This is a genomic window from Nocardioides sp. NPDC051685 (assembly GCF_044453405.1).
Taxonomy (GTDB): domain Bacteria; phylum Actinomycetota; class Actinomycetes; order Propionibacteriales; family Nocardioidaceae; genus Nocardioides.
Genome location: NZ_JBITCR010000004.1, coordinates 129,132 through 152,960 on the forward strand (window position 1 = coordinate 129,132; position 23,829 = coordinate 152,960).

Sequence of the window (23,829 nt, forward strand, 5' to 3'; positions counted from 1 at the left end):
TCCTTTCACCACCAAGCCTGGCTCGGGAGCACCTCACCGGGCCCGACTTTCCTGGCCCGGTTCGGTCGGGCGGGTTCAGTCGGTTCGGGACCGCAGCCGGAACGCCTGCAGGCGGGAGTAGCCCTTCACGCTCGTACGCCGCATCTTCTCGACCTGGAAGCCGTCGATGCCTTCGAGCGCGGCTGCCGCGTTCTCGTCGACGACCACCGAGGAGGGCCGGGCGACGGTCGTGAGGCGGGCCGCGATGTTGACCGTGGGGCCGAAGACGTCGCCGAGCCTGAGCACCACGTCGCCGTAGGAGATCCCGGCCCTGACGTGCGGGAACGCGCTGTCGCGGTCTTCCCCGAGGGCGGCCAGGTCCAGGGCCGTCCGAGCGGCGGCGGAGACGTCCTCGAAGGTGAAGAACACCCCGTCGCCGAGGTATTTGATCACCCGTCCGCCGTGCTCGACGACGACGTCGGAGCAGGTGTCCTCGAACTCCTCGACCCAGTCGACCAGCTCCTTGTCGCTGAGCCGCTTGGAGCGGGCGGTGTAGCCGACGATGTCGAGGAAGCCGACCGCCAGCGGCACCGCGGAGGCGTCCGCGACGGTGAGCATCCGCCGCGCCGCGCTGACCAGGTGACGTCGCCAGACGTAGTCCTGCAGCGACTCGACCAGCGGCAGCACCTGCGCGCTCAGCGCGACCAGGTCCTCGACCTCGTCGCCGCCCCGCTCGCGGGCGACCTCAGCGAGCAGCGACGTCTGCCACTCGGCCAGGCGCGCGTAGGACCGCCCCCAGGTCCGTACGAGCGCGGCCTGCCGGTCCTCGCTGAGCACCCCGAGGCGTACGAGCTCCTGCGTCATCCGCAGCGCCTCGACGTCGGCCTCGGTGAACGCGATCTCGTCCTCGCCCGCATGCGGGAAGCCGAGGTGGTGCCAGAGGTCTTCGGCGACCTCCATGGGCACGCCGACCGCACCCGCCACATCGGCGCGGGTCAGCGTGGGCGTCTGGCCGAGGACGAAGGACTCGACCACGGCCAGCGCCTCGGTCAGCTCGATGTCGGCCTCCCGGGTGCGGCCCTGGCCGATGTCCTCCTCGGTCTGGTCGTCGAGGGTCAGGAGCCGAACCTGTCCTTGGCGACCTTGTCCAGCGCCTTGGCGAACGACGGCATCTCGACGGAGAGCTGCTGCAGCTTGTCGGCGCTGAGGTGGATCAGGTCGAGCGGCGTGAGGGCGACGATGGAGGCCGTACGCAGCGATCCCCGCATGATCGCCGCCTCGCCGATGATGTCACCGGGACCGCACTGGGCGATCTCCTCCTTGTCCCGGCGGACCGAGACGGTGCCGTCGAGGATGATGTAGGCCTTGTCCGGCGGGGTGTCCTCCCAGATCGGCGACCAGCCCTCCGGCAGGTGCACGCGGGTGCCGGTGGCGCTGATGTGCGCGATCTCCTTGGGTGTGAACATGGAGAAGAACGACTCGGTCACGAGGTTTTCCTTCGGTCGGCTGTGGGGACGGTCACAAGGACAACGACTTTCCTACTGGCGAGTTATCCCAGCGAGTCTCGGGTGATCGGGCAGCTCATGCATCGCGGGCCGCCCCGGCCGGAGCCCAGCTCGGAGCCGGCGATCGCGATGACCTCGATCCCGGCGGCCTCCAGCGCTTCGTTGGTCTGGGTGTTCCGTTCATAGCCCACCACCACGCCCGGCGCCAGTGCCAGGGTGTTGTTGCCGTCGTCCCACTGCTCGCGCTCGGCGGCGACCGGGTCGAGACCGGTGTCGACGTGGTGGAGCTTGTCGATGCCCATCGCCTCGGCCGCGACCTCGAGGAACGGGCGCGGGGCCGCGATGTTCAGCCGGCCGTCCTCGCCCGCGGGGGTGACGGCGTACGCCACCAGCGAGTCGACCGCGTTCGGGTAGATCACCATCTTGTCGGTGTTCACCAGCGTGGCGATCGTGTCCAGGTGCATCGTCGCCCGCTCCTGGGCGATCGGCACCGCGAGCACGGTGTGGGCGAGGTCCTCGGCGAAGACCTGCCGCGCGAGCCGCTCCGCACCGGCGGGGGTGGTGCGCTCGCCGACACCGACCGCGACGACACCGGGAGCGAGGAGGAGTACGTCGCCACCCTCGACGTGCTCCAGGTGGGAGCCGTGCAGCCGCGGGCTGCCCCGGAAGCGCGGGTGGAACTGGTAGATCAGCTCGGTGAGCGCGGTCTCGCGCTTGCGGGCCGGCATCGCCAGGCTCGTCACGGTCGCGCGGTCCCGGATCCACACCGACGAGTCGCGGGTGAAGAGCAGGTTGGGGAGCGGGTCGATCAGGAAGTCGTCGTGGGCGAGCAGGCTGGTCACCAGGCCATGGCCGCCGCGCACCTCGTCGTTGCGGATGCCGGCGGTCAGGTGGTCGGTCAGCTCGGCCGGCCCGGCGTCGGCGAGGAAACCGCTCAGGTAGTCGCGAAGCGTGTCGCCGATCGTCAGCGACGAGAGGACCTCGCGAAGCGCCCGCTCGCGCGCCTCGGGCACCTCGAGGGTCTCGGTGAGCAGGTCGGTCAGATAGAGCACCTCGACGTCGCGATCGCGCAGCGCGGCCGCGAAGGCGTCGTGCTCGTCCTGTGCCCGCTTCACCCACGGAATGCCGTCGAAGAGCAGCTTGTCGTTGTTGCGCGGCGTCAGCCGGGTCAGCTCCCGGCCGGGTCGGTGGAGCATTACCGTACGCAGTCGTCCGACCTCGCTGTCGGCGCCAAGTTCTACCATGCCGGGCAGCCTAGGCGACCGTCGCTCAGGCGAACACCTCGACCAAGGTCAGGATGCCCAGTACGAGGCAGACGAGGGCTCCGAGGTAGTGCAGGACGTGCAGCTTGATGAACCGGAGCAGCGTACGTCCCAGCAGCACCGCGAGCCCCGAAACGGTGAGCAGCGCGGCCCAGGAGCCGATGAAGACCGAGACCGGCTCGTGGTAGCGGGCCACCAGCGAGACGCTCAGCAGCTGGGAGAGGTCGCCCCACTCGGCCGCGAAGAGGACCATGAAGCTGGCCAGGACCTGGCGGAAGCCGCGTACGTCCTTGGCCTTCTCGGCGAACTCGCTGGCGTCCTCCTCGCTCGCGATGCCGTGGTGACGGCGTCCCTCGACGAGGAGCAGCACCGCTCCGGCGAGGAAGAGGATGGCGGCGATGACGTGGATCAGGGTGGCCGGGAGGAGCGTCGCCACGCCGCCGACCGCCACGGCGATGAGCGTCTGGACCGCGAACGCCGCCCCCACCCCGAGCCACACGAAGAACGGGCGGTACTTCGTCGACAGCACCAGCGTCGCCAGGAACGTCTTGTCCGGCAGCTCGACGACGAAGATCGCGGCGAAGGCCAGCGCGACGATGGTGATGTCCATCAGGGTTTCCGCTCCCGTTCTTCACGTCCGGCCTTCATCCCCGCCTCGGCGAGGGCTGCCTTGGCCTCGGCGAGTACGTCGATCGCCGGCCGCCCGAGCGCGGCGGCGGCGCGCGCGACGTCGTCCCACTCGGGCTGCAGGTTGACGACCTCGCCGTCGAGGCGGGCGGCCTTGACGGCGATCGGGTGCCCGCCGACGGTCACGGTCAGCATCTCGCGGGGCAGGGCGTGCTTGACGACCTCGTGCTCGCGTACGCCGATCGTCGAGGTCTCCCGGAAGAACACCCGCCGGACCGCGTCGGCGGCGGCGGGAGGAGTGAGGGCGTGGAGCGTGTAGGCCGGGCGGCCCTTCTTCATCAGGATCGGCGTGACCCAGGCGTCTCGTGCCCCGGCGGCGAGGAGCGCGTCGAGCGCCCCCGGGATCAGCCGGCCCTCCAGGTCGTCGATGTTGGCCTCGATGATGACCTCTGCCGCGGGCGGCTGCGCCGCCTCACCGATCAGCAGGCGGAGGATGTTCGACCAGCCCTCCGGGTCCCTGCCGCCGGCGCCGGCACCGACCGCGTTCGTCACCATCAGCGGCTGGTCGCCCCATGAGGTGGCAAGGGTGGTGAGCAGGGCAGCACCGGTCGGCGTGCACATCTCCATCGACGGATGCCCGGGAGGCCCCGCGAAGGAAGGTACGCCGGTGAGCAGCCGCGCCACGGCCGGCGGCGGCACGGGCAGGGTCCCGTGGGCGGCCCGGACCGAGCCCGACCCGACCGCGACCGGGGAGACCACGACGTCGGAGGCACCCAGGTGGACGAACCCCGCACAGACACCGACCACGTCGGCGATCGCGTCCAGCGCACCGACCTCGTGGAAGTGGACGTCGTCGGGCGAGATCCCGTGGACCGCCCCCTCGGCGACCGCCAGCCGCTCGAAGACCTCCAGCGCCAGGTCGCGCACCGCCTCGTCCAGGTCGGCGCCGGTGAGCAGCGCACGGACGTCGGTCCAGGTGCGGTGATGCGCGGAGTCGGCGATCGAGACATGGCACCGGGTCGCGGCGAGCGCGCCGCGCCGCACCTGTTCGGCGGCGAGATCCACCGGCTCGGGGGCGACCGCATCGACCGCCGCGGCGATCACGGAGATCGGTACGCCCGAATCGACCAACGCCCCGAGCAGCATGTCCCCGGACGCCCCGGCCGACGCATCGACCCAGACGACACTCATCGAGCCCGCCGCGCGATCCGTGCCGCCGCCACCCCGGCCCCGTAGCCGTTGTCGATGTTGACCACGGTCACCCCGGGAGCACACGAGTTGAGCATCGCCAGCAGCGCGGCCAGCCCGCCGAACGAGGCGCCGTAGCCGACGGACGTCGGCACCGCGATCATCGGCACCCCCACCAGACCGCCGACGACCGAGGGCAGCGCGCCCTCCATCCCGGCGACGACGATGAGGCAGTCGGCGGCATCGAGCCGCTCGCGCACGGCCATCAGGCGGTGGATCCCGGCGACACCGACGTCGGTGATCCGCTCGACCCCGGCGCCGTGGACCCGGCAGGTCAGCGCGGCCTCGGCCGCGACCGGCCCGTCGGAGGTCCCGGCGGCCACGACGCAGACCCGGCCCTGCGGGGTCGGCAGCGGACCGAGCGTGACGGCACGGGCCTCGGCATCGTGGACCGCCGACGGCAGCTCGGCCGCGACCGCGGCCGCCGCCTCGGCGGAGGCGCGGGTGGCCAGGACCGCGCGCGTGGGGTGCGCCTCGTGCAGCCGGGCCAGGATCGCGACGACATGCTCGGGGGTCTTGCCGTCGGCGTACACGACCTCGGGGTCACCCGTGCGCCGCTCGCGATCGAGGTCGACGCGGGCGAACCCGAGATGGGCGGTCGGTTCTTCCGGCGCCATCGATCAGAGCCGGGCCGGGTCGGCGGGGTAGACGCCCAGCAGCTTCACATCGGTGGTGAAGAAGGCGAGCTCCTCCAGGGCCCGCTTCAGTCCCGGATGGTCGGGGTGGCCGTCGACCTCGGCGAGGAACTGGGTCGCGGTGAACTTCCCGTCCACCATGTAGGACTCCAGCTTGGTCATGTTCACGCCGTTGGTCGCGAAGCCGCCGAGCGCCTTGTAGAGGGCCGCCGGGAGGTTGCGTACGTTGAAGATGAACGAGGTCACCACCGGACCGTTGTCGGCGGGAGCCTGGATGAAGTCGGGCGAGAGCACCACGAAGCGGGTGGTGTTGTGGTCGGCGTCCTCGATGTCGGTGGCGAGGACGTCCAGTCCGTAGATCGAGGCGGCCAGCGGCGGTGAGATCGCGGCCATCGTGGGGTCGCCGGCCTCGATCACCTCGCGGGCGGCACCGGCGGTGTCACCGGAGACGACCGGCGTGAAGCCGTGCTCGCGGATGATGTTGCGGCACTGGCCCAGCGCGTGGACGTGGGAGTGGACCGTACGGATGTCGTCGAGATGGGCGCCCGGAAGGCCGAGCAGGTGGAACCGGATCCGGAGGTAGTGCTCGGCGATGATGTGCAGGTTGGACTCGGGGAGGAAGTGGTGGATGTCGGCCACCCGGCCGGCCAGGGAGTTGTCGATCGGGATCATCGCCAGCGACGCCTCACCTGCCTCGACGGTCGCAAAGACGTCCTCGAACGAGGCGCACGGCACCGACTCCAGCTCGGGGTAGTGCCGTTGGCAGACCATGTGTGAGTTGGACCCTGGTTCGCCCTGATAGGCGATGCGATGTGGCTCGGACACAGCAACAGTCTAGATTCGCCCGTTGTGCTCGCTCTTGCCATTCTCAGTCTGCTGACAGCTGTCGCCGCCCTGGTCCTCGCCGGAGCGGCCTGGCACAAGACGAAGGACGTACGCCGCCCCGACCCCGCCGCCGTCGAGTCGCTGCCGACCGACGTCGCCGGTCTGCGCGCCGAGGTCGCCGCCCTGCGCGCCGAGTCGGCGATGAACCTGCGCCATCTCGCGGTGGTGCGCTTCGACGCGTTCGGCGACGCCGGCGGCCACCTGAGCTGGTGTCTGGCCCTGCTCGACGACAACGGCGACGGCGTGGTGCTCACCTCGATCCACGGTCGCACCGAGGCGAGGTCGTACGCGAAGAGCATCAGCGGCTGGAAGTCCTCCCAGCTGATGTCGCCCGAGGAGACCGAGGCCGTCCAGCAGGCGAAGCCCAGGACCTGATCCGGGGCGAAATCGACGCCGGCACGCTCGGGCGTGGCGGGGGAACCGTTCCGAGCGTGCCGGTTTGTAACCCGGGCTGCGGGTGGGACGGCCCGGGAGTCGAACACTGGTCGCGGGGGATTTCCGACCAGTGTGTGTCTTGCCACGTCGCCGGCCGGAGTCAGGCTTGAGCCCGGCAGGAGACGCCGACTCAGCTCACGCCGAGTCGTGTCAGACACCTTATGAACATTTACTGATGGACAAGGCATCTATCTCCGCGAGTCGCCTCGCGACGACACAAAATTAGGTCCGAAGTACGCTCAAAATACGCTTGAACCGGGACTTTAGGCCCTGATTCTTGGGACTTTTTCCTTGGCTGCGTGTCGTTCAGATTCGGGACCGAATCGGGACCGTGCTTCAGCGTGGCACGCGGACGAGCAGGCGTCCGGGAAGGCACTGCATGCGCAGCTCTCGGCCCTCCGAGATGGTGTCGCCGTCGAGCTGGCGCGGCTGGTCGTGATTGGTGCGGATCACGACGCTGGCGCCGGTCATCCGGTTGACCAGATCGTCGGTGCGCGGCCGCTTGCTCAGCACCCGGATCGCGAGCGGGAGCCACGACCAGAACCGCTGCGGATAGAGCAGCACCACGTCGACGAGCCCGTCGTCGAGCGCGGCCGCCGGGAGCAGCGGCATGTTCGCCTGGAGGTAGCCGACGTTGCCGACCACCACCGTGCGCGCCCGGTGCTTGGTGAACTCGCCGCCGTCGATGGAGATCTCCAGCCGCATCGCCGGGAACATCAGGCTCTTGAAGGCGGAGAGGACGTACGCCATCCAGCCGATCCGCTTCTTGATGTCCTCGTTGACGCCGCTCATGATCGCGGCGTCGAAGCCCATCCCGGCCATGACCAGGAAGTTGGTGTCCTCGAGGTTGTCGCCCGTGACCTCGACCAGGTCGATCGCCTGGTCCTGACCGGTGAGCGCCACGTCGATCGCGGCGCGGATGTAGAGCGGGATCGACAGGTTGCGGGCGAGCAGGTTGCCGGTGCCGCCGGGGACGATCCCGATCGCGATCCCGGTGCCGGCGAGGGCCGAGCAGACCTCGCGCACGGTGCCGTCGCCGCCGCAGACGAGCACCAGATCGGCACCCTCCTCCTGGGCGGCGCGCGCCATCCCCCGGCCGGGGTCGTCGACCGTGGTCAGGTGCCAGGTCGGGGTCTTCCAGCCGGACTCCTTGGCCATCGTGGTGACCATGGTCTTGAACTGATCGACCGACTCGACCTTGATCGGGTTGAGGACGACCGCGATCCTCCGGTTGCCGCGCACCGAGTCCACCAGCGGCCGCCGCCCCACTGCCTGGGAGGCGGGCAGCGGTGTGTAGATCGCCATGCCGAGGAAGACGAAACCCGCCGCGAAGGCGATCCCGCCGAGCACGTCGGAGGGATAGTGGCGACCGAGGAAGACCCGGTCGGCGGCGACGAGCACGACCAGCAGGGTGAGGCCCGTGTAGGCCAGGCGGCGGATGCCGCGGCGGCGTACGAACATCGTCACGACCACCGCGATCACACCCGCCAGCACCGCGGCCCCGGTCGCGTGACCGGAGGGGTACGCCGGCGAGTCGTGCAGCCACTGCGTCAGCTGCCACTCCGGCCGGTCGCGGTCGACGAGCAGCACCAGCCCGCGGCGTACGAGCAGGGTGACCACCACGACACCGAACACGTAGACCGCCGCGCGCAGGTAGGTGCGGACCAGACCGCCAGCCACCAGAATGGCGACCCCGACCGCGAGATACCACTCGGTGACCACCTCGACGACGTGCCAGAAGTCGAGCATCCAGCGGTGCTCCGCCGTCACCGCCGCCGCGTCGCGGCCGAGCTCGTCGATCGTCGAGACCGGCGGCCACGCGTTGATCCCCGCGATCCCGATCAGGGCGCACAGAGCGAACAGCGAGGCGGCCCACAGCAGCAGGGCGCGGCGAGAAAGGTCAAGCACGGTGAGTCAGTATGCGCGATACGTCTTCCACACAGTGAATGAACGAGCCGGTCAAAACCCGAGGCAGAGCGTGGTTGTAAGCGCTATCTTTCACTCCCCGCGCATGATTCGGGTCGGCGCCGGCATCCCTCGGTCCTTCATCGTTGTGAGGTCTCTCTCATGCGCTCTCGCGTGTCCTCGTACGCCCTCCTCGGGCTCCTCTCGGTCCCCGCCGTCGCCCTCGGCGTCGGTGGCCTCCTCGCCGGCTCGGCAGCTGCAGCGGAAGGCGAGTGCGGCGGCAAGCCCGTCACCGTCGACCTCGCCGTCGAGGGTCAGGTGCCCACCGAGGGGGATGACGTGATCGTGCTCGCGGAAGGCCTCAACAGCAGCGTGCACGCGTTGGGCGGAGCCGACGTCATCTGTATGCGCGAGACCTCCAGTGTCGGGACCATCTACGGAGACGCCGGCGACGACGTCATCCACAGCAACGCCGGGTCGCGATACGACGTCATGCGCGGCGGTGCGGGTAATGACATCGTCTACGGCGGCGATGCCAGCGACATCATCTATGGCGAAGGCGGCAGCGACTCGATCTACGGTGGCGCAGGCAACGACCTCCTGAGGCCGTCCGCGAGTTCCGGGGACGGCGCTGACGTTGCCTATGGAGGGCCGGGAGCGGACCGTATCCACGCCGAGGCGGGGAGCTCCGAGGGCGACGTCCTCGACGGCGGGTCGGACGACGGCGCCATCGATGTCTTCTACCTCGGCGGTTCCGGCGCAGCTATCGACCTCGACATGGCCGCAGGCACCTCGAACTGGGGCGCGACGGCTGTGGGATTCGAGTCGGTTACCGCGACGAACTATGCGGACGTCATTGCCGGCACGAGTGGCGACGACATCATCGATGCTTCGTACGGGAACGATCGGATCGACGCCGGAGCCGGGAACGACACGCTCAACGACGGTGCCGGCGACGACGTCGTCCATGGTGGCGACGGCGCCGACACCTTCCTCGGCAATCGGAGTGGCGGGTCCAGCGACTACGACGAGTTGTGGGGTGGCGGTGGGAACGACACGATGACCGGCGGCCCTTATGGCGCCCTGGACCTGATCAGCGGCGACGACGGCAACGACACTCTGAGCAACGGAGAAGGTGCCGCACGAGTGTTCGGCGGGCTCGGGGACGACGCGATCACTCTCGACGGCAGCATGAGCTCGGCTGCCTACGGCGGTGACGGCAGCGACACGATTCGTGTCGGGGCGATCGGTGGCGACGCCAACGGCGGCAACGGCAACGACACGATCTACGGGGGATCCTCGTCGCTCTCCGCCAACGGTGACGCGGGTGACGACAAGATCTACGGAGCCGCAGAGTCCAACTACGTCAGGGGCGGCGCCGGTAACGACGTGATCGAAGGCGGCGCCGGCAAGGACGAGCTGATCGGTGGTCCGGGCCTCGACTCGATCCACGGCAAGGCTGAAGCTGACAAGATCTATGGCGACGAGGACCACTACAGCCCGACTGTCGGATCCGCTGACAGCATCGACGCCGGGGACGGAAACGACACGGTAGAGGCCGGTCCAGGCAATGACACCGTGAGCGCCGGCGAGGGCGCGGACACTGTCATCGGTGAGGCGGGGAACGACCGAGTCCTCGGCGGAGGCGGCAACGACCGTCTGAAGGGCGACGCGGGCAACGACTCGATCGAGGGTGGCAACGGCAACGACACGCTGGAGGGCGGAAACAACACCGACTCCCTTCGCGGTGACAGCGGCGACGATCTGCTCGCGGGCAACGCCGGCGACGACTCGCTGAACGGCGGGACCGGCATCGACACGGCGTCCTATGCGACCGCCGACAACCCTGTGACCGCGAGCATGTCCCGTGCGACCGGAGGTGCCGGAACCGACACGTTCGCCGGGATGCAGAACCTCAAGGGCAGCCCCTACTCCGACCGCCTCACCGGCGACGGCGGCGCCAACGTGCTCCTCGGTGGTGGCGGCAACGACACGATCCTTCCGGGCCTCGGCAACGACCGCGCGGAGGGTGGCTCGGGCACCGACACCGTCGCGTACTCGAACGTACGCAACGGGGTGAAGGTCGCGCTCAACACGACCTCGGTGCAGTCGACGGGCGCGGGAGCGGATCGCCTGCTGACGTTCGAGCGACTGACCGGCACGAACTACGCCGACGTCCTGAAGGGCAACAGCGGAGCCAACAAGCTTGTCGGTCTCGGTGGTTCGGACCGGATCGAGGGAGGTTCGGGCAACGACTCCCTCTACGGGCACTCCGGCAACGACCGGCTCGTCGGTGGCTACGGTCGCGACTACGGCGACGGCGGGACCGGCAGCGACACGAGCTCGTCGGTCGAGCGGCGCGTACGGATTCCGTAGACGGTCTCCGTGAGGGGACCTGAGGATCTGGTCACCGTGTTGTTTCTCAATCCGACAGCGAGGCTGCGCGACCGGTGTTAGCTTCGCGTTGCTAGGTGCCACGTCCGGGAGCGGCACGTTCACTTCTCGTGGATCGAGACGCTCATGCGTGCTTCCTGGTTCTCCTGTGTGTCGGTTGCTCTGATGACCGCCGCCAGCCTCGTCGGCCTTGGCGTCGGTGTGGCACCTGCTCATGCCGAGGACCTGACCTGCGACGGGCAGCCGGTGACGGTCGACCTGAGCGCGGGAGCTTCGCCTACGGAGGGACCGGATGTGGTCTGGGTTCCTTCGGGTGAAGGCCCGGCGGTGGACGCGCTCGGCGGCGACGACCTCATCTGTGTCGCGCCTGGTTACAGCAACCGTAGGATCACGGGCGGCGCCGGCAACGATCTGCTTCGCGCCGGTGACGACCACGCACATCTCGAAGGTGGTCCGGGTGACGACGTGATGTTCGGGAGCAACTCGCAGGACGATCTCATCGGTGGGGCGGGCGACGACACTCTCCATGCCGGGGGTGGGGACGACAACATCTGGGGCGACGGGTATGCCACGGACCCGGAGATCGCGCCCGGGGCCGACCACATCTACGGCGGATCCGGTGCCGACTGGATCTCCCGTACGGAAGGCCCCGACTTCATCCGACCCGAGACCGGCGATGACATCGTGCGCGTGTCGGGCGATCTGGCGGCGTACGACATCGCCGACTCGGTCAGTTGGGGTGGGTACGAGCTGCAGCTGACGAACCTGCCGGCGGCCGTTGACTACAACCTGACGACGGGCGCACTCCGTTCTGGCGGCGTGGAAGCCAAGGTCGTGGGTGTGGACACCGTCTATGCGACGGCCTTCGATGATGTGATCAGCAGCCAGGGGACGAGCTTCATCCGCCTGTACACCGCGGACGGTGATGACACCGTCACGGTGGCGTGCCAGTACTCCCACCTGGATACAGGTGCCGGCGACGATGTCGTACATGGCGGCCCGCAAGCAGATGGGATAGCGACCGGTGACGGCAACGATGTCGTCGACACCGGTTCCGGTGACGACGGCGTCGACGGGGGCGTGGGCGATGACCAGATCGACACCGGCGATGGCGACGACGACGTATGGGCAGGGGATGGTTCGGATCGGATCGATACGGGCCTCGGAACCGACTCCGTGTCAGCAGGCACAGGGAACGACCAGGTTCATGCCGGCGACGGCGATGACGATGTCGCCGCTGGTCCAGGTGACGATCGAGTCGACGGGGCGGCGGGCCGGGACTATGTCGGCAGCGGCGCGGGCGTGGACGTGCTGATCGGAGGCGAGGGCAACGACGATCTCGACGCGAGGATCGGAGCCAAGGCGACGATCGACGGTGGATCGGGTGATGACAGCATCTTGGGATCTCCCGGGAACGACGTTCTCCGAGGTGGTGCCGGCCGAAACGAGATGTCGGGCTACGACGGAAATGACCGGCTCGATGGCGGGGCGGGTACCGACATCATGTACGGCGGCCGCGGTGCCGACACGATGTACGGAAACGACGGCCGCGACTTCCTGACTGCATATCCCAGCAACAGCTCGCCCGATGACGGAGCGGCCGACTACTTGTCAGGAGGGAACGGGGATGACGAACTGAGATCCGGGGGAGGCAACGACCGCCTCGCGGGAAACGGCGGGGCCGACCTTCTCCTGGCCGGCAGCGGGAACGACTCGCTCGACGGCGGGTCTGGCAACGACAGCATGGCGGCCGGCCCCGGAGTGGACACGGTGTCGTACCTCGGCGCGACAAGCGGTGTCGTCGCAACGCTGGGTCAGGCGACCGGTGGCGGTGGGAGCGACCGGATGTCGGAGCTCGAGAACCTCACCGGAAGCCGCTACTCGGACGAGTTGACCGGAGGAGCAGGCGCCAACGTGCTGCTCGGCAGCAGTGGCAACGACACCATCCGCCCCGGGGGCGGGTCCGACCGCGTCGACGGCGGAAGCGGCACCGACATGGTGTCGTACGAGGGTCACACGACAGGAGTGACCGTCTCCCTCGCCACCACGGCGCCCCAGTCCACCGGCGCCGGCCGGGACAGCCTTCGAGGCATCGAGCGCCTGACCGGTACGACGCGAGCCGACGTGCTGACCGGAAACTCGCTGGGCAACGTACTGATCGGGCGGGACGGGAACGACAGGATCTACGGCGGCCCGGGCGACGACAGGCTGTTCGGCGACAACGGATCCGATGGCCTGTACGGCGGCAGCGGCCGCGACTACGGCGACGGCGGCACCGGTTCGGACCGTTGGAGCTCGATCGAGACCCGACGCCGGTTGCCCTAGACGGCTCACGACACCAATTACTGAAATGAGATCTGGTGGTCCGGTCGACTAGCCTTGCCGCATGATCGACCCGCGCATCCTCCGCGAAGACCCCGACCGCGTACGTGCCTCGCAGGAGCGCCGTGGCGCTTCCTCCGACGTGGTGGACCGGGCGCTGTCCGCGGACAGTGTGCGACGAGCGGCGATCGCGGACTTCGAGGCCAAGCGGGCCGAGCAGAAGCAGATGGGCAAGAAGGTCGCCCAGGCCAAGGGCGAGGAGAAGCAGCAGCTCCTGGCCGAGGTGAAGGACCTCGCGGCCGCCGTCAAGGAGGCCGAGGCTGCACAGACGGCGGCCGAGGAAGAGTGGAAGAAGGCTCTCAAGGCCATCCCCAACCTCGCCGACGACGCTCCGGCCGGCGGTGAGGACGACTTCGTCCTGATCGAGAAGGTCGGGGAGCCGCGCGACTTCGCGGCCGAGGGCTTCGAGCCGCGCGACCACGTCGAGCTCGGCAAGCTCCTCGGCGCGATCGACCTCGAGCGCGGCGCCAAGGTCTCGGGCAGCCGCTTCTACTTCCTGACCGGGGTCGGCGCCGAGCTGGAGTTCGCGCTGATCAACCTGGCGATGGAGCAGGCCCGCGAGGCCGGGTTCACCCAGGTCATCGCGCCGGCGCTGGTGCGCCCGGAGGCGATGGAGGGCACCGGCTTCCTCGACCAGGTCGACGACGGCGTCTACAAGATCGAGGACGACGACCTCTACCTCGTCGGCACCTCGGAGGTGCCGATGGCGGCCTACCACGCCGACGAGATCCTCGATCCCGACACGCTCCCGCGGCGCTACGCCGCCTTCTCGTCGTGCTTCCGCAAGGAGGCCGGCTCGGCGGGCAAGGACACCAAGGGCATCATCCGGGTCCACCAGTTCGAGAAGGTGGAGATGTTCGTCTACACCACCGTCGAGGATTCGTACGCCGAGCACCAGCGTCTCCTCGAGTGGGAGAAGGCGTTCCTGGACAAGCTCGAGCTCGCCTACCAGGTCATCGACGTCGCCGCGGGCGACCTCGGTCCGAGCGCGCTGCGCAAGTTCGACTGCGAGGCGTGGATCCCGACCCAGGGGAAGTACCGCGAGCTCACCTCGGCGTCCAACTGCACCACCTTCCAGGCGCGCCGGCTCGACATCCGGCAGCGGACCGAGAACGGCACCACGCCGGTCGCCACGCTCAACGGCACGCTGACCGCGATCACCCGCGCGATCGTCGCCGTCCTGGAGACCCACCAGCAGGCCGATGGCTCGGTGCGCGTGCCGAAGGCGCTGCAGAAATGGCTCGGTCGCGAGGTCCTGGAGCCGATCCAGAAGTGAGCACGACCGACAGCGCCACCGCGCGGCCCGGCGAGGCCGCCTGGCAGCCGAAGCTCGTCGCGCTCGACATCGACGGCACCCTGCTGGGCTGGATCGAGGGCACCGGCACGACCTCCGAGGCGCTCTCGGACAAGGTGCGCGACGCGGTCCGCCGGGCCTACGACGCCGGTGCCCACGTGGTGCTCTCCTCCGGTCGCTCGGCCCATTCGATGACCGGGATCGCCGACCTGCTCGGACTTCCCGACGAGGGTGCGGAGCGGTTGTGGATCGTCGCGTCCAACGGGGCGGTGGTGCTTCGCTACCCGCCCACGGATGTCGTGCACGAGGAGACGTTCGACGCCCGCGCGGCCGTCGAGAAGATCCTGGAGCGGCGTCCGAACGTCCTGGTCGCGGTCGAGAACCGGGGCGTCGGCTATCGAATGAATCGCCCCTTCCCCGAGGGCGAGCTCGGTGGCGGCGAGAACATGATCGCGACGGTCCAGGAGATGGTCGCGGAGCCGGTCTCCCGCGTGATCATCCGCGATCCCGACGCGACCCCGGAGGACTTCCTCGCCCTCGGTCGTGACCTCGGCCTGCACGGCATCGACTACGTGGTCGGCTACACCGCATGGCTCGACCTCACCCCGGTCGGCGTCTCCAAGGCATCGGGCCTCGCCTACGTCTGCGACCAGCTCGACCTCGAGCCCGCCGACGTACTCGCCATCGGCGATGGCCGCAACGACGTCGAGATGCTCGAGTGGGCCGGCCGGGGCGTCGCCATGGGCAACGCCCCCGAGGTCGTCCAGGAGATCGCCGACGCCGTCACCGCCCACGTCGCCGACGACGGCGCGGCGCTGGAACTCTCCCGCTGGTTCTGAAAGTGCTGTTCTGGGAGTCTTGGCGCTCGTGACCCTTCCCACCACCATCCTCACCGAGCGGCTCACGCTGCCGCTGTGGACCCGGGCCGACATCGAGGCCATCGTCGACCAGCAGGGCCGGAACGGCCGGCCGCAGGGCTGGCACCCGCAGTTCCCGCGCGAGGACGACCGCGACGCGGCCACGATGTGGGTCGAGGGCGACCCGTGGAGCTCCCGCTACATCGTGCGCAACGGGACCGTCCTCGGTTCGATCGGCTTCTTCGGGCCGCCCGACACCGCGCCCGACGGCACGCCGGAGACCGAGGTCGGCTACGGCCTGGTCGAAGAGGCACGCGGGTGGGGCTTCGCCACCGAGGCGCTCAAGGCTCTGCTGGCGTGTGCGGATCAGGAGGGCGTACGCATCCGGGCGTCGGTCGAACCCACCAACGCGACCAGCCTCCGAGTGCTCGCCAAGTGCGGGTTCACCGACCTCCGTGGCGCCGACGAGGACGGGCATCTGGTGATGGCCAGGCCGGTCCCCGGTGGCAGAATGGAAGAATGAGTACGCCGAAGCTCGTCGCCACCGACCTGGACGGCACTCTGGTCAGGGCAGACGGCTCGGTCTCGGACTTCACTCGTGACGTTCTCGTGAAGCTCGAGGAGATCGGCGTGCCGGTCATCTTCGTGACCGGGCGGCCGCTTCGCTGGACCCGCGAGCTCTTCGATCACATCGGCAGCGTCGGACTGGCGATCGTCTCCAACGGAGCGCTGGTCTGGGACGTCGCCGCCGATCAGCCCCGGCTCACCCGGCTGATCGAGCCGGCGCTCACCGCCGAGGTGGCGACGACGCTGAAGGACAGTCTGTCCGGGCTGGTCTTCGCGACCGAGTCGCTCGAGGGCTGGTCCTGCGAGCCCGCGTTCGCGCCCCACGTGTCCGGCACCATGGAGCCCGCCAAGCGCGTCGCGGCGATCGAGGAGCTCGCCGAGGAGCCGCTGATCAAGCTGCTCGCCCGCAGTGCCGACCACGACGACGCCGACGAGCTGCTGGCGGCCGCGGTGGCCGTCGTCGGTGATCGCGTCAACGTCACCCACTCGTCCTTCCCGCTGCTCGAGATCAGCGCTCCGGGCGTCACCAAGGCCTCCACGCTGGAGCTGGTCTGCACGGAGCTCGGCATCTCCGACGCGGACGTGATCGCCTTCGGTGACATGCCCAACGACCTGCCGATGCTGACCTGGGCCGGGACGTCCTACGCCATGGCGGACGCCCACCCGAGCGTCGTCGCCTGCGCATCCCATCTCGCGCCCGGGCACGAAGATGACGGCGTCGCGCGGGTCCTGGCTGGAGTCTTCGGCCTGTGACTGGTTTGATCTTCGCCATGCGCCGCGTCCCCCAGCTCCTCGCTGCCGTTGCTCTTGCCGCGACAGCGGTGGTCACGACGAGCCCCGCACCTGCTTCCGCCGCCCCGGCCACCTCGGCTGTGACGGCTCCCGCGAAGTGCCCCGCCTTCAAGCTCGCCGACGCGGTCAAGGAGCCACTGGTCTTCCACGCGCGAGTGACCGGCCCCGGAAAGGCGACCAAGAAGGGCGGCCCGGTGGTCTACCCGGTGACCGTCGTCAAGGCGCTCAAGGGTGTCACCAGCGGCAGCAGCCTCGAGGTCGCCCTCAACCCCGGTGTGTGCCAGAAGAAGTCGCTGACCGAGAACGAGGACTACTACTTCTTCGTGCAGAAGAAGGGCAGCACCCTCCTAGTCGCCGGCAGTGCGCCGCGCGTCGAGGAATACACCGACAAGCTCCAGGCCGAGATCGCCAAGGAGTTCCCCGAGGTGATCACCCCCGAGCCTCAGCAGGTGAGCTTCAGCAAGCCCGCGTCTCCCGAGGGCGCGAAGCTCGTCGAGGTCGCCGCCCCGGGCGTCGTGCTCGTCGTCGTCGGCCTCCTCGGCCTGATCGTCGTGCAGATCCTCGGGCGGCGGAAGGCTGCTTGAGCGGGTGTCGGTTCGTCAAGGTATGCAGGCGACCCGACACTTCCCTAGCGGAACTCCGCTAGGGAAGCGACGCATGATCTGCGTCCCTTGACGAACCGACCGCCGCAGGCGCCCACCCCGGCGGCCGGAAGACGTAGCTCAGCTTGAGCCGCCAGCCGTCGGCGCTGCGTACGTCGTTCCAGAGCTCGCGGAAGGCTCCGTACTCCAGGCGGAGCAGGTTGTAGGTGTCGACCTTGTAGGTCAGGCCGTACGTCGGGCGCTGGTGCTCCGGCTGGAACGTGCCGAAGAGGCGGTCCCAGACGATCAGGATGCCGGCGTAGTTCTTGTCCAGGTATTCGGGGTCGGAGCCGTGGTGGACGCGGTGGTGCGACGGCGTGTTGAGCACGAGCTCCAGCGGACGCCACAGCTTGCCGATCGTCTCGGTGTGCACGAAGAACTGGTAGATCAGGTTGATCGAGAAGGCGAGATAGATCGCCGCGGGTGAGATGCCGAGGAACGGCAGCGGCAGGAAGAAGAAGAACTCGAACCACGGGTTCCACTTCTGCCGCAGCGCGGTCGCGAACGTCATGTACTCGCTGGAGTGGTGCGCCTGGTGCGCCGCCCAGCCGACGCGCGTGCGGTGCACGAAGCGGTGGTTCCAGTAGTAGGCGAGGTCGACGACCACGACCGAGATCGCCAGACCCCACCACGTCCCCGGGATCTGCCACAGCGAGGCGTAGGCGAAGATCGCCGCGTAGACCGCGAAGGTCAGCACCTTGAACACGGTCATCGACACGATCGAGCCGAGGCCCATCAGGATCGAGGTGCGCGCGTCCTTGAAGACGTAACCGGCCAGGTTGTCGTCGTGGTCGAGCCACTTCAGCGCCGCGAGCTCGATCAGGATCGAGATCACGAAGAACGGGATGGCGTACGTCAAGGGGTTCTTCAACGGGTCGAGCATGTCGTTCACGGGGGACCTCCCAGGGATATGACCTTGGAGTAAGTTACCTCAAGGTCATATGCCGCCGCTAGACTCCTGGACATGTCACGGGCCAACGCTGGAACCAAGGGCGTCCCACGCGCCGACCGCGAGCTGCAGATCGTCCGAGCCGCCTGCGAGGTCTTCGGCACCGTGGGTTTCGCCAAGGCATCCGTCGCCGGGATCGCGGCCGACGCCGGCATCTCGAAGCCGTTGGTCTACCAGTACTTCGGCTCCAAGGAGGGCCTCTTCCTGGCCAGCTTCAACTACGGCGCCGAGACGCTCGCCGCCGAGATGGAGCGGGTCGCCGCCGACGACTCGGTCGGCCTCGAGCGTGGCCTGCGTACGCTCGACGGACTCTTCCGCACGCTCGAGCCGCAGCCCTGGTTGTGGCGGCTCCTCTTCGACCCGTCAGCGCCCGACGACGGTGAGGTGGCGTCTGCGCGCGCCGTCTACACCGACCGGATCACCCGTCTCGCCGTCGAAGGCGTCGGGGAGCTGATGAGGCTCGTCGGTGATGACGACCCCCTCGACGCCTCCGCGCTGACCGCGGTCTGGATGAGCGCCGTCGATGCGCTGATCACCTGGTGGCTCGACCATCCCGGGGTCACACCCGCGGAGATGACGGACCGCTGTCACCGGCTGATCACCGCCCTCTCCGGCGCCGCGCTGCCGCCTCACCTCGTGGCCGATCTCAGTGCCGGCTGAGTCGGCGAGGTACGACGGGGAGCTCTGCAGGGGTTACCCGCGCGTAGCCCCTGCAGAACTCCCCGTCGTACATCCCGGCCGGTGATCGGCAGAACCCAGTAACCTACGCGGCGTGAGCATCGGCAGAGACCTGCAGTCCGCGATCTTCCGCAAGGGCCTGTTCGGCCACCGTCCCGTGGTGCCGACCGAGCCCTCGGCGCTCGCCGAGGCGGCCCATCGGGTGATGAGCAAGGAGGCCTGGGCGTACGTCGCCGGCGGCGCCGGGCAGCAGCGCACCGTCGAGGCCAACACCGCGGCCTTCGACCACTACCGCCTCGTTCCCCGCATGCTCACCAACGTGGAGAACCGCGACCTGCGAACCACGCTGTTCGGCGTGGACATGCCGGCGCCGCTGATGCTCGGCCCGGTCGGCGTGCTCGAGCTCGCCCACCCCCGCGCGGAGCACGAGGTCGCCGCCGCGGCCCGCGCGACGGGCGTCCCGATGGTGATCTCCACGCAGGCGTCCGTCCCGATGGAGGAGGTCGCCGACGACCTCGGTGACACCCCACGGCTCTACCAGCTCTACTGGTCGAAGGACGAGTCGATCGTCGAGTCCTTCGTACGCCGCGCCGAGGCCATCGGCTCCGACGCGCTGGTCCTCACGCTCGACACGCACATGCTGGGGTGGCGTACGCGTGATCTCGATCTGGGCTATCTGCCTTTCGCGAGGGGGCTCGGGATCGCGCAGTACACCTCCGACCCGGCCTTCCGGGCCGTCGTCGAGGAGCGGCTCTCCGGCAACACCGGGACCAGCGTGCGCCCCGGGATCCGGGAGATCCCCGCCGCTCTCACCGCGGTCGCCTCGATGGCCCAGCACCATCCCGGCAAGCTCGTCGACAACCTCCGCTCCGGTCAGGCCCGCGCCGCGGTCGAGACGTTCCTCGACGTCTTCTCCCGCTCCGACCTGATCTGGGACGACCTGGACCGGCTGCGGGAGATGACCGACCTGCCGATCGTGCTGAAGGGGCTCCAGGCGCCCGAGGACGCCCGCCGCGCGCTCGAGCACGGCGTCGACGGGATCATCGTCTCCAACCACGGCGGCCGTCAGGTCGACGGTGCCATCGCCTCCATCGACGCCCTGCCGAGCATCGTCGACGAGGTCGACGGCCGCATCCCGGTGCTCTTCGACTCCGGCATCCGTTCCGGCGCCGACATCCTCAAGGCGCTCGCCCTGGGCGCCGACGCGGTCCTCCTCGGCCGCCCCTACGTCTACGGCCTCGCCCTCGCCGGTGCCGCCGGTGTCCAGGCCGTCATCGAGCACATGATCGCCGAGCTCGACCTCTCCCTCGGCCTCGTCGGCTGCCGCTCGGTCGACGAGATCGGCCGCGAGCTCCTCGGCTGAGTGCAGCGGGTGAGAGCAGGGACACGCCTGGACAGTGCCAAGTTCATACTTTATGAGGGAGCGCGATCCGAGGACCCCACCTACGATGCAGGTGATGAACCCGCACATACCGCCAGATATCGTCGTGATCGGCGGCTCCAACATGGATCTCCACGCTCGGGCACACGAGCAGGTGGTGATGGGTTCGAGCATGTCCGGATCCGCCGGCCTCTCGCCCGGGGGCGTCGGCCGCAACGTCGCGGAGAACCTCGCGCGTCTGGGTGACGCGGTGGCACTGGTCTCGGTCGTCGGCGACGATCCGATCGGCGACGAGGTGATCAGCTACACCGAGGACGTCGGCGTCGACTGCACCTACGTGCGCCGCCGGGCAGACGTACGCACCGGCACCTACAACGCCGTGCTCGACTCCTCCGGTGAGCTGGTGGTCGCGGTGGCCGACATGGCCGCGACCGACGAGTTCTCCCCGCTGGTGGTGGAGGCGGCGCGCGACCTGATCAAGAATGCCCGCGGCGTGCTCGTCGAGGGCAACATCCCGGTCCGCACCGCCGAGGTGGCGATCGACCTCGCCCACGAGTTCGACGTGCCGGTCGGGTTCGACCCGGTCTCGGTGCCGAAGGCGAAGCGGGCGCGTGACCTGATCCGCGCCGATCGGGAGCTCTACCTGGTCACGCCCAACCAGGCCGAGCTGGCGGCGCTGACCGACCTGCCCGCCGGCTCCGACGCGGAGATCGAGAAGGCCGTCCATGCGCTGCACGACCGCGGCGTCGGCGTCGTCTGGGTGCGTCTCGGCGCCCGCGGCTCGGTGATCAGCTACAACGACGTCTACCAGGAGCTCCCCGCCATGCCGACCGAGGTCGTCGACGTCACCGGCGCGGGCGACGCGATGCTCGCCGCCTTCATGCACGAGGCGCTCCGCGACGTCGACCTGGTCGAGGCGGCAAGGTTCGGGCATGCCGCGGCCGCGCTGACCTGCGGCACCCACGACACCGTCCGGATGGACCTCAGCGAGAGCCTCGTGCGGGAGCTGGCGTGAAGGTGAGACTCACCGAGGAGGTCGCCACGGCGCTCGCCGAGGGCCGCCCGGTCGTCGCGCTGGAGTCGACGATCATCAGCCATGGCATGCCCTATCCCGACAACGTCAAGATGGCCGTCGAGGTCGAGCAGATCGTGCGCGACAACGGCGCCGTCCCGGCCACGATCGCGCTGCTCGACGGCATCCCGCGCGCCGGCCTCGACCACGACGACCTCGAGCTCCTCGCCTCCGACCCCGAGGTGACCAAGGTCAGCGTCCGCGACCTTCCCTACGTCGTGGCCCGCGGCCTCCACGGTGCGACCACGGTCGCGGCCACCATGCGCCTGGCGGCCATGGTCGGGATCCGGACGTTCGTGACCGGTGGGCTCGGCGGCGTACACCGGGGTGCGAGCGAAACCTTCGACATCTCCGCCGACCTGACCGAGCTCGCCCGCACCCAGGTCGCGGTGGTGAGCGCCGGGGTGAAGTCGATCCTCGACATCGGCCTGACCCTGGAGACGCTGGAGACCTACGGGGTGCCGGTCCTGGTCAACGGGGCCGACGAGTTCCCGGCCTTCTACTCCCGCAGCTCGGGGTTCGCGGCGCCGCTGCGCATCGACGGACCCGAGGAGGCGGCGAACGTCATGAAGGCCACCTGGGACCTCGGTCTCCCCAGCGGACTGGTCATCGCCAACCCGGTCCCGGCCGCCGACGAGATCCCCGCCGAGGTGATCGGGAGCCACATCGACCGGGCCCTGCGCGACGCCGAGGACCGCAACGTCCGTGGCAAGGACATCACCCCGTTCTTGCTGGCCCGGATCGTCGAGCTGACCGGCGGAGACTCGCTGGCGACCAACATCGCGCTGGTGCGGCACAACGCAGCCTTCGGTGCGCAAATGGCCGTATCCCATGCTGCGATCCGCTAACTACTCACCACTCGTTCACCCCGGAGACACCGGACGTGGCCTAACGTCTTGCCTATCTATGCGTTGATCCTCCCGTGACCGATAGCCCCCACGCTGGCCCGAACACGATGGCCCCGTCCAGGATCGCCCCGTCCAGGCGCACCCTGCTCAAGGCCGGCCTGATGGGTGGCGCCGGCGTCGTCGCCGGCCCGATGCTGTGGACCCAGGCGGCCAGGTCGGCCGCACCGGCCGCCGGCGTACATCTGTCCTACGGCACCAACCCGGCACGGCAGATGAACGTCTCCTGGTCGACCGCCGGTTCGGTGCAGGCGCCGCGGCTCGACCTGGGCGTGACACCCGACTACGGCCTCACCCTGCAGCCCGAGTCGGTCTCCTCGATCCGGGTGGACAGCGTCTACCACCACGTCGACCTCAGCGACCTGCGGCCCGGCACCCGCTACTACTACCGGCTCAGCCACGACGGGGGCACCGCGACCAGGGGCTCCTTCACGACCGCCCCGAAGACCACGGGGTCGTTCCGGTTCGCCGCCTTCGGTGACATGGGCGTGGCCGAGGACGCCGCACGCAACGTGAACCTGATCCGCCAGCAGGGTGCCGAGTTCGCGTTCGTCGTCGGCGACATCGCCTACGCCGACACCGGCGGCCAGGGCAAGAGTGGGGAGGCGCAGCAGGACTTCGGCGTCTGGGACGAGTTCCTGAACCAGATCCAGCCCAGTGCCAACGCGATCCCGTGGATGACCGTCGTCGGCAACCACGAGATGGAGAACGGCAACGGCGAGCTCGGCTACGACGGCTACCGCGCCCGCTTCCACCTCCCCGGCAACGGTGCCGGCGGCGGACAGGAGACCTACTCCTTCGTCCGCGGCAACGTCGCCTTCATCGCCCTCGACGGCAACGACGCGACGTACGAGTACACACGGAACGCGGGTTACCTCGGTGCGACCCTGGACAGCTGGCTCGAGCACCGGCTGGCCGCCTTCCGGGCCCGCGACGACATCGACTTCATCCTGGTCGGCTTCCACCAGTGCGCCTACTGCACCAACATCGCCCACGCCTCCGACGGCGGCATCCGTGACCGCTGGGAGGCGCTCTTCGACCGCTACCAGGTCGACGTCGTGATCAACGGCCACAACCACTGCTACGAGCGCACCCACCTGATGCGCGGCGGCAAGCCGGTGCAGGAGGCGCCGCGCGGTTCCACGGTCAGCACCAACCAGGGCACGATCTACATCACCGCCGGCGGCGGTGGCGGTTCGACCTACCCCGACGTCCTGCCGGTGCTCTCCTACTACACCGACAAGAACGGCCTGAAGATCCCCGAGCCGACCACCTACCGCGCCGTCGGCGACGCGACCCACTCGGTCGCGTTCTTCGACGCGCATCCTCGCGACGCCCATGGGCAGGCCCGGCTCGACCTCGAAGTCATCGCCTCCGACGGCTCCGCGGTCGACACGCTCACCATCGCTAGGTCGCGCTGATGCCCATCCCTTTAG

General features: G+C 69.2%; 22 protein-coding genes. 13 read left to right on the top strand and 9 right to left on the bottom strand.

What is annotated here, in order from left to right:
- Positions 1–75: 75 nt before the first annotated feature.
- From ACIA03_RS13430 to ACIA03_RS13460, 7 genes are all read right to left on the bottom strand, one after another.
- Positions 76–1,014: an adenylate/guanylate cyclase domain-containing protein gene (locus ACIA03_RS13430; protein ID WP_396983144.1), complete on the bottom strand. Its 939-nt coding sequence runs from the start codon at positions 1,012–1,014 to the stop codon at positions 76–78.
- An 80-nt stretch (positions 1,015–1,094) separates the two neighbouring features.
- Positions 1,095–1,466, bottom strand: coding sequence for a cyclic nucleotide-binding domain-containing protein (locus ACIA03_RS13435; protein WP_045551271.1), 372 nt, complete (start codon positions 1,464–1,466; stop codon positions 1,095–1,097).
- 62 nt (positions 1,467–1,528) lie between these two features.
- Positions 1,529–2,728 (bottom strand): arginine deiminase, encoded by a 1,200-nt coding sequence (locus ACIA03_RS13440; RefSeq protein WP_396983147.1) that lies wholly within the window; start codon positions 2,726–2,728, stop codon positions 1,529–1,531.
- 25 nt (positions 2,729–2,753) lie between these two features.
- On the bottom strand, positions 2,754–3,356 hold the full coding sequence (locus ACIA03_RS13445; protein WP_396983149.1) for a TMEM165/GDT1 family protein: 603 nt from the start codon (positions 3,354–3,356) through the stop codon (positions 2,754–2,756).
- Entirely contained in the window at positions 3,356–4,564 is a 1,209-nt protein-coding gene (larC, locus tag ACIA03_RS13450) for a nickel pincer cofactor biosynthesis protein LarC (protein WP_396983151.1), read from the bottom strand. The genes ACIA03_RS13445 and larC overlap by 1 nt, the downstream gene beginning before the upstream one ends.
- A complete protein-coding gene (gene larB, locus ACIA03_RS13455; protein ID WP_396983153.1) occupies positions 4,561–5,238 on the bottom strand; it encodes a nickel pincer cofactor biosynthesis protein LarB in 678 nt (225 codons plus the stop codon). The genes larC and larB overlap by 4 nt, the downstream gene beginning before the upstream one ends.
- Positions 5,239–5,241: 3 nt before the next feature.
- Complete coding sequence (locus tag ACIA03_RS13460; RefSeq protein WP_396983154.1) at positions 5,242–6,081, bottom strand: prephenate dehydratase; 840 nt, start codon at positions 6,079–6,081, stop codon at positions 5,242–5,244.
- A 24-nt stretch (positions 6,082–6,105) separates the two neighbouring features.
- On the opposite strand from ACIA03_RS13460, the gene ACIA03_RS13465 reads away from it, so the two are divergent.
- On the top strand, positions 6,106–6,516 hold the full coding sequence (locus ACIA03_RS13465) for a DUF4446 family protein (RefSeq protein ID WP_396983156.1): 411 nt from the start codon (positions 6,106–6,108) through the stop codon (positions 6,514–6,516).
- 396 nt (positions 6,517–6,912) lie between these two features.
- Here the strand turns inward: ACIA03_RS13465 and ACIA03_RS13470 are convergent, their stop codons facing one another.
- Positions 6,913–8,484 carry a YegS/Rv2252/BmrU family lipid kinase gene (locus ACIA03_RS13470; RefSeq protein ID WP_396983157.1) on the bottom strand — a complete coding sequence of 524 codons (1,572 nt, stop codon included), beginning with the start codon at positions 8,482–8,484 and terminating at the stop codon, positions 6,913–6,915.
- Between the two features lie 159 nt (positions 8,485–8,643).
- On the opposite strand from ACIA03_RS13470, the gene ACIA03_RS13475 reads away from it, so the two are divergent.
- The 7 genes from ACIA03_RS13475 (at position 8,644) to ACIA03_RS13505 (ending at position 17,351) form a co-directional block, all read left to right on the top strand.
- Positions 8,644–10,857, top strand: a complete 2,214-nt coding sequence (locus ACIA03_RS13475; RefSeq protein ID WP_396983159.1) for a calcium-binding protein — start codon at positions 8,644–8,646, stop codon at positions 10,855–10,857.
- A 183-nt stretch (positions 10,858–11,040) separates the two neighbouring features.
- Positions 11,041–13,200 carry a calcium-binding protein gene (locus ACIA03_RS13480; protein ID WP_396983161.1) on the top strand — a complete coding sequence of 720 codons (2,160 nt, stop codon included), beginning with the start codon at positions 11,041–11,043 and terminating at the stop codon, positions 13,198–13,200.
- Positions 13,201–13,261: 61 nt separating this feature from the next.
- Positions 13,262–14,533, top strand: a complete 1,272-nt coding sequence (serS, locus tag ACIA03_RS13485) for a serine--tRNA ligase (protein ID WP_396983163.1) — start codon at positions 13,262–13,264, stop codon at positions 14,531–14,533.
- On the top strand, positions 14,530–15,390 hold the full coding sequence (locus ACIA03_RS13490) for an HAD family hydrolase (RefSeq protein WP_396983164.1): 861 nt from the start codon (positions 14,530–14,532) through the stop codon (positions 15,388–15,390). Before serS ends, ACIA03_RS13490 begins: the two co-directional genes overlap by 4 nt.
- Before the next feature lie 28 nt (positions 15,391–15,418).
- Positions 15,419–15,931 carry a GNAT family N-acetyltransferase gene (locus ACIA03_RS13495; RefSeq protein ID WP_396983166.1) on the top strand — a complete coding sequence of 171 codons (513 nt, stop codon included), beginning with the start codon at positions 15,419–15,421 and terminating at the stop codon, positions 15,929–15,931.
- Complete coding sequence (locus tag ACIA03_RS13500) at positions 15,928–16,728, top strand: HAD family hydrolase (protein WP_396983168.1); 801 nt, start codon at positions 15,928–15,930, stop codon at positions 16,726–16,728. Before ACIA03_RS13495 ends, ACIA03_RS13500 begins: the two co-directional genes overlap by 4 nt.
- Positions 16,725–17,351, top strand: coding sequence for a hypothetical protein (locus ACIA03_RS13505; RefSeq protein WP_396983170.1), 627 nt, complete (start codon positions 16,725–16,727; stop codon positions 17,349–17,351). The genes ACIA03_RS13500 and ACIA03_RS13505 overlap by 4 nt, the downstream gene beginning before the upstream one ends.
- 58 nt (positions 17,352–17,409) lie before the next feature.
- Here the strand turns inward: ACIA03_RS13505 and ACIA03_RS13510 are convergent, their stop codons facing one another.
- Complete coding sequence (locus tag ACIA03_RS13510) at positions 17,410–18,291, bottom strand: sterol desaturase family protein (RefSeq protein ID WP_396983870.1); 882 nt, start codon at positions 18,289–18,291, stop codon at positions 17,410–17,412.
- An 81-nt stretch (positions 18,292–18,372) separates the two neighbouring features.
- On the opposite strand from ACIA03_RS13510, the gene ACIA03_RS13515 reads away from it, so the two are divergent.
- From ACIA03_RS13515 to ACIA03_RS13535, 5 genes are all read left to right on the top strand, one after another.
- Positions 18,373–19,017 (top strand): TetR/AcrR family transcriptional regulator, encoded by a 645-nt coding sequence (locus ACIA03_RS13515; RefSeq protein ID WP_396983172.1) that lies wholly within the window; start codon positions 18,373–18,375, stop codon positions 19,015–19,017.
- Positions 19,018–19,129: 112 nt separating this feature from the next.
- Positions 19,130–20,398 carry an alpha-hydroxy-acid oxidizing protein gene (locus tag ACIA03_RS13520; RefSeq protein ID WP_396983174.1) on the top strand — a complete coding sequence of 423 codons (1,269 nt, stop codon included), beginning with the start codon at positions 19,130–19,132 and terminating at the stop codon, positions 20,396–20,398.
- A gap of 94 nt (positions 20,399–20,492) precedes the next feature.
- A complete protein-coding gene (locus ACIA03_RS13525) occupies positions 20,493–21,431 on the top strand; it encodes a carbohydrate kinase family protein (RefSeq protein WP_396983176.1) in 939 nt (312 codons plus the stop codon).
- A complete protein-coding gene (locus ACIA03_RS13530; protein WP_396983178.1) occupies positions 21,428–22,336 on the top strand; it encodes a pseudouridine-5'-phosphate glycosidase in 909 nt (302 codons plus the stop codon). Before ACIA03_RS13525 ends, ACIA03_RS13530 begins: the two co-directional genes overlap by 4 nt.
- Positions 22,337–22,410: 74 nt before the next feature.
- Entirely contained in the window at positions 22,411–23,814 is a 1,404-nt protein-coding gene (locus ACIA03_RS13535) for a purple acid phosphatase family protein (RefSeq protein ID WP_396983180.1), read from the top strand.
- The last annotated feature ends 15 nt before the right edge of the window (positions 23,815–23,829 follow it).

Coding starts and splice junctions, on each gene's coding strand:
- serS (WP_396983163.1), top strand. CDS start 13,262: ATGATCGACCCGCGCATCCTCCGCGAAGACCCCGACCGCGTACGTGCC.
- larB (WP_396983153.1), bottom strand. CDS start 5,238: ATGGCGCCGGAAGAACCGACCGCCCATCTCGGGTTCGCCCGCGTCGAC.
- ACIA03_RS13480 (WP_396983161.1), top strand. CDS start 11,041: ATGACCGCCGCCAGCCTCGTCGGCCTTGGCGTCGGTGTGGCACCTGCT.
- ACIA03_RS13515 (WP_396983172.1), top strand. CDS start 18,373: ATGTCACGGGCCAACGCTGGAACCAAGGGCGTCCCACGCGCCGACCGC.
- ACIA03_RS13475 (WP_396983159.1), top strand. CDS start 8,644: ATGCGCTCTCGCGTGTCCTCGTACGCCCTCCTCGGGCTCCTCTCGGTC.
- ACIA03_RS13440 (WP_396983147.1), bottom strand. CDS start 2,728: ATGGTAGAACTTGGCGCCGACAGCGAGGTCGGACGACTGCGTACGGTA.
- ACIA03_RS13500 (WP_396983168.1), top strand. CDS start 15,928: ATGAGTACGCCGAAGCTCGTCGCCACCGACCTGGACGGCACTCTGGTC.
- ACIA03_RS13510 (WP_396983870.1), bottom strand. CDS start 18,291: ATGCTCGACCCGTTGAAGAACCCCTTGACGTACGCCATCCCGTTCTTC.
- larC (WP_396983151.1), bottom strand. CDS start 4,564: ATGAGTGTCGTCTGGGTCGATGCGTCGGCCGGGGCGTCCGGGGACATG.
- ACIA03_RS13525 (WP_396983176.1), top strand. CDS start 20,493: ATGAACCCGCACATACCGCCAGATATCGTCGTGATCGGCGGCTCCAAC.
- ACIA03_RS13445 (WP_396983149.1), bottom strand. CDS start 3,356: ATGGACATCACCATCGTCGCGCTGGCCTTCGCCGCGATCTTCGTCGTC.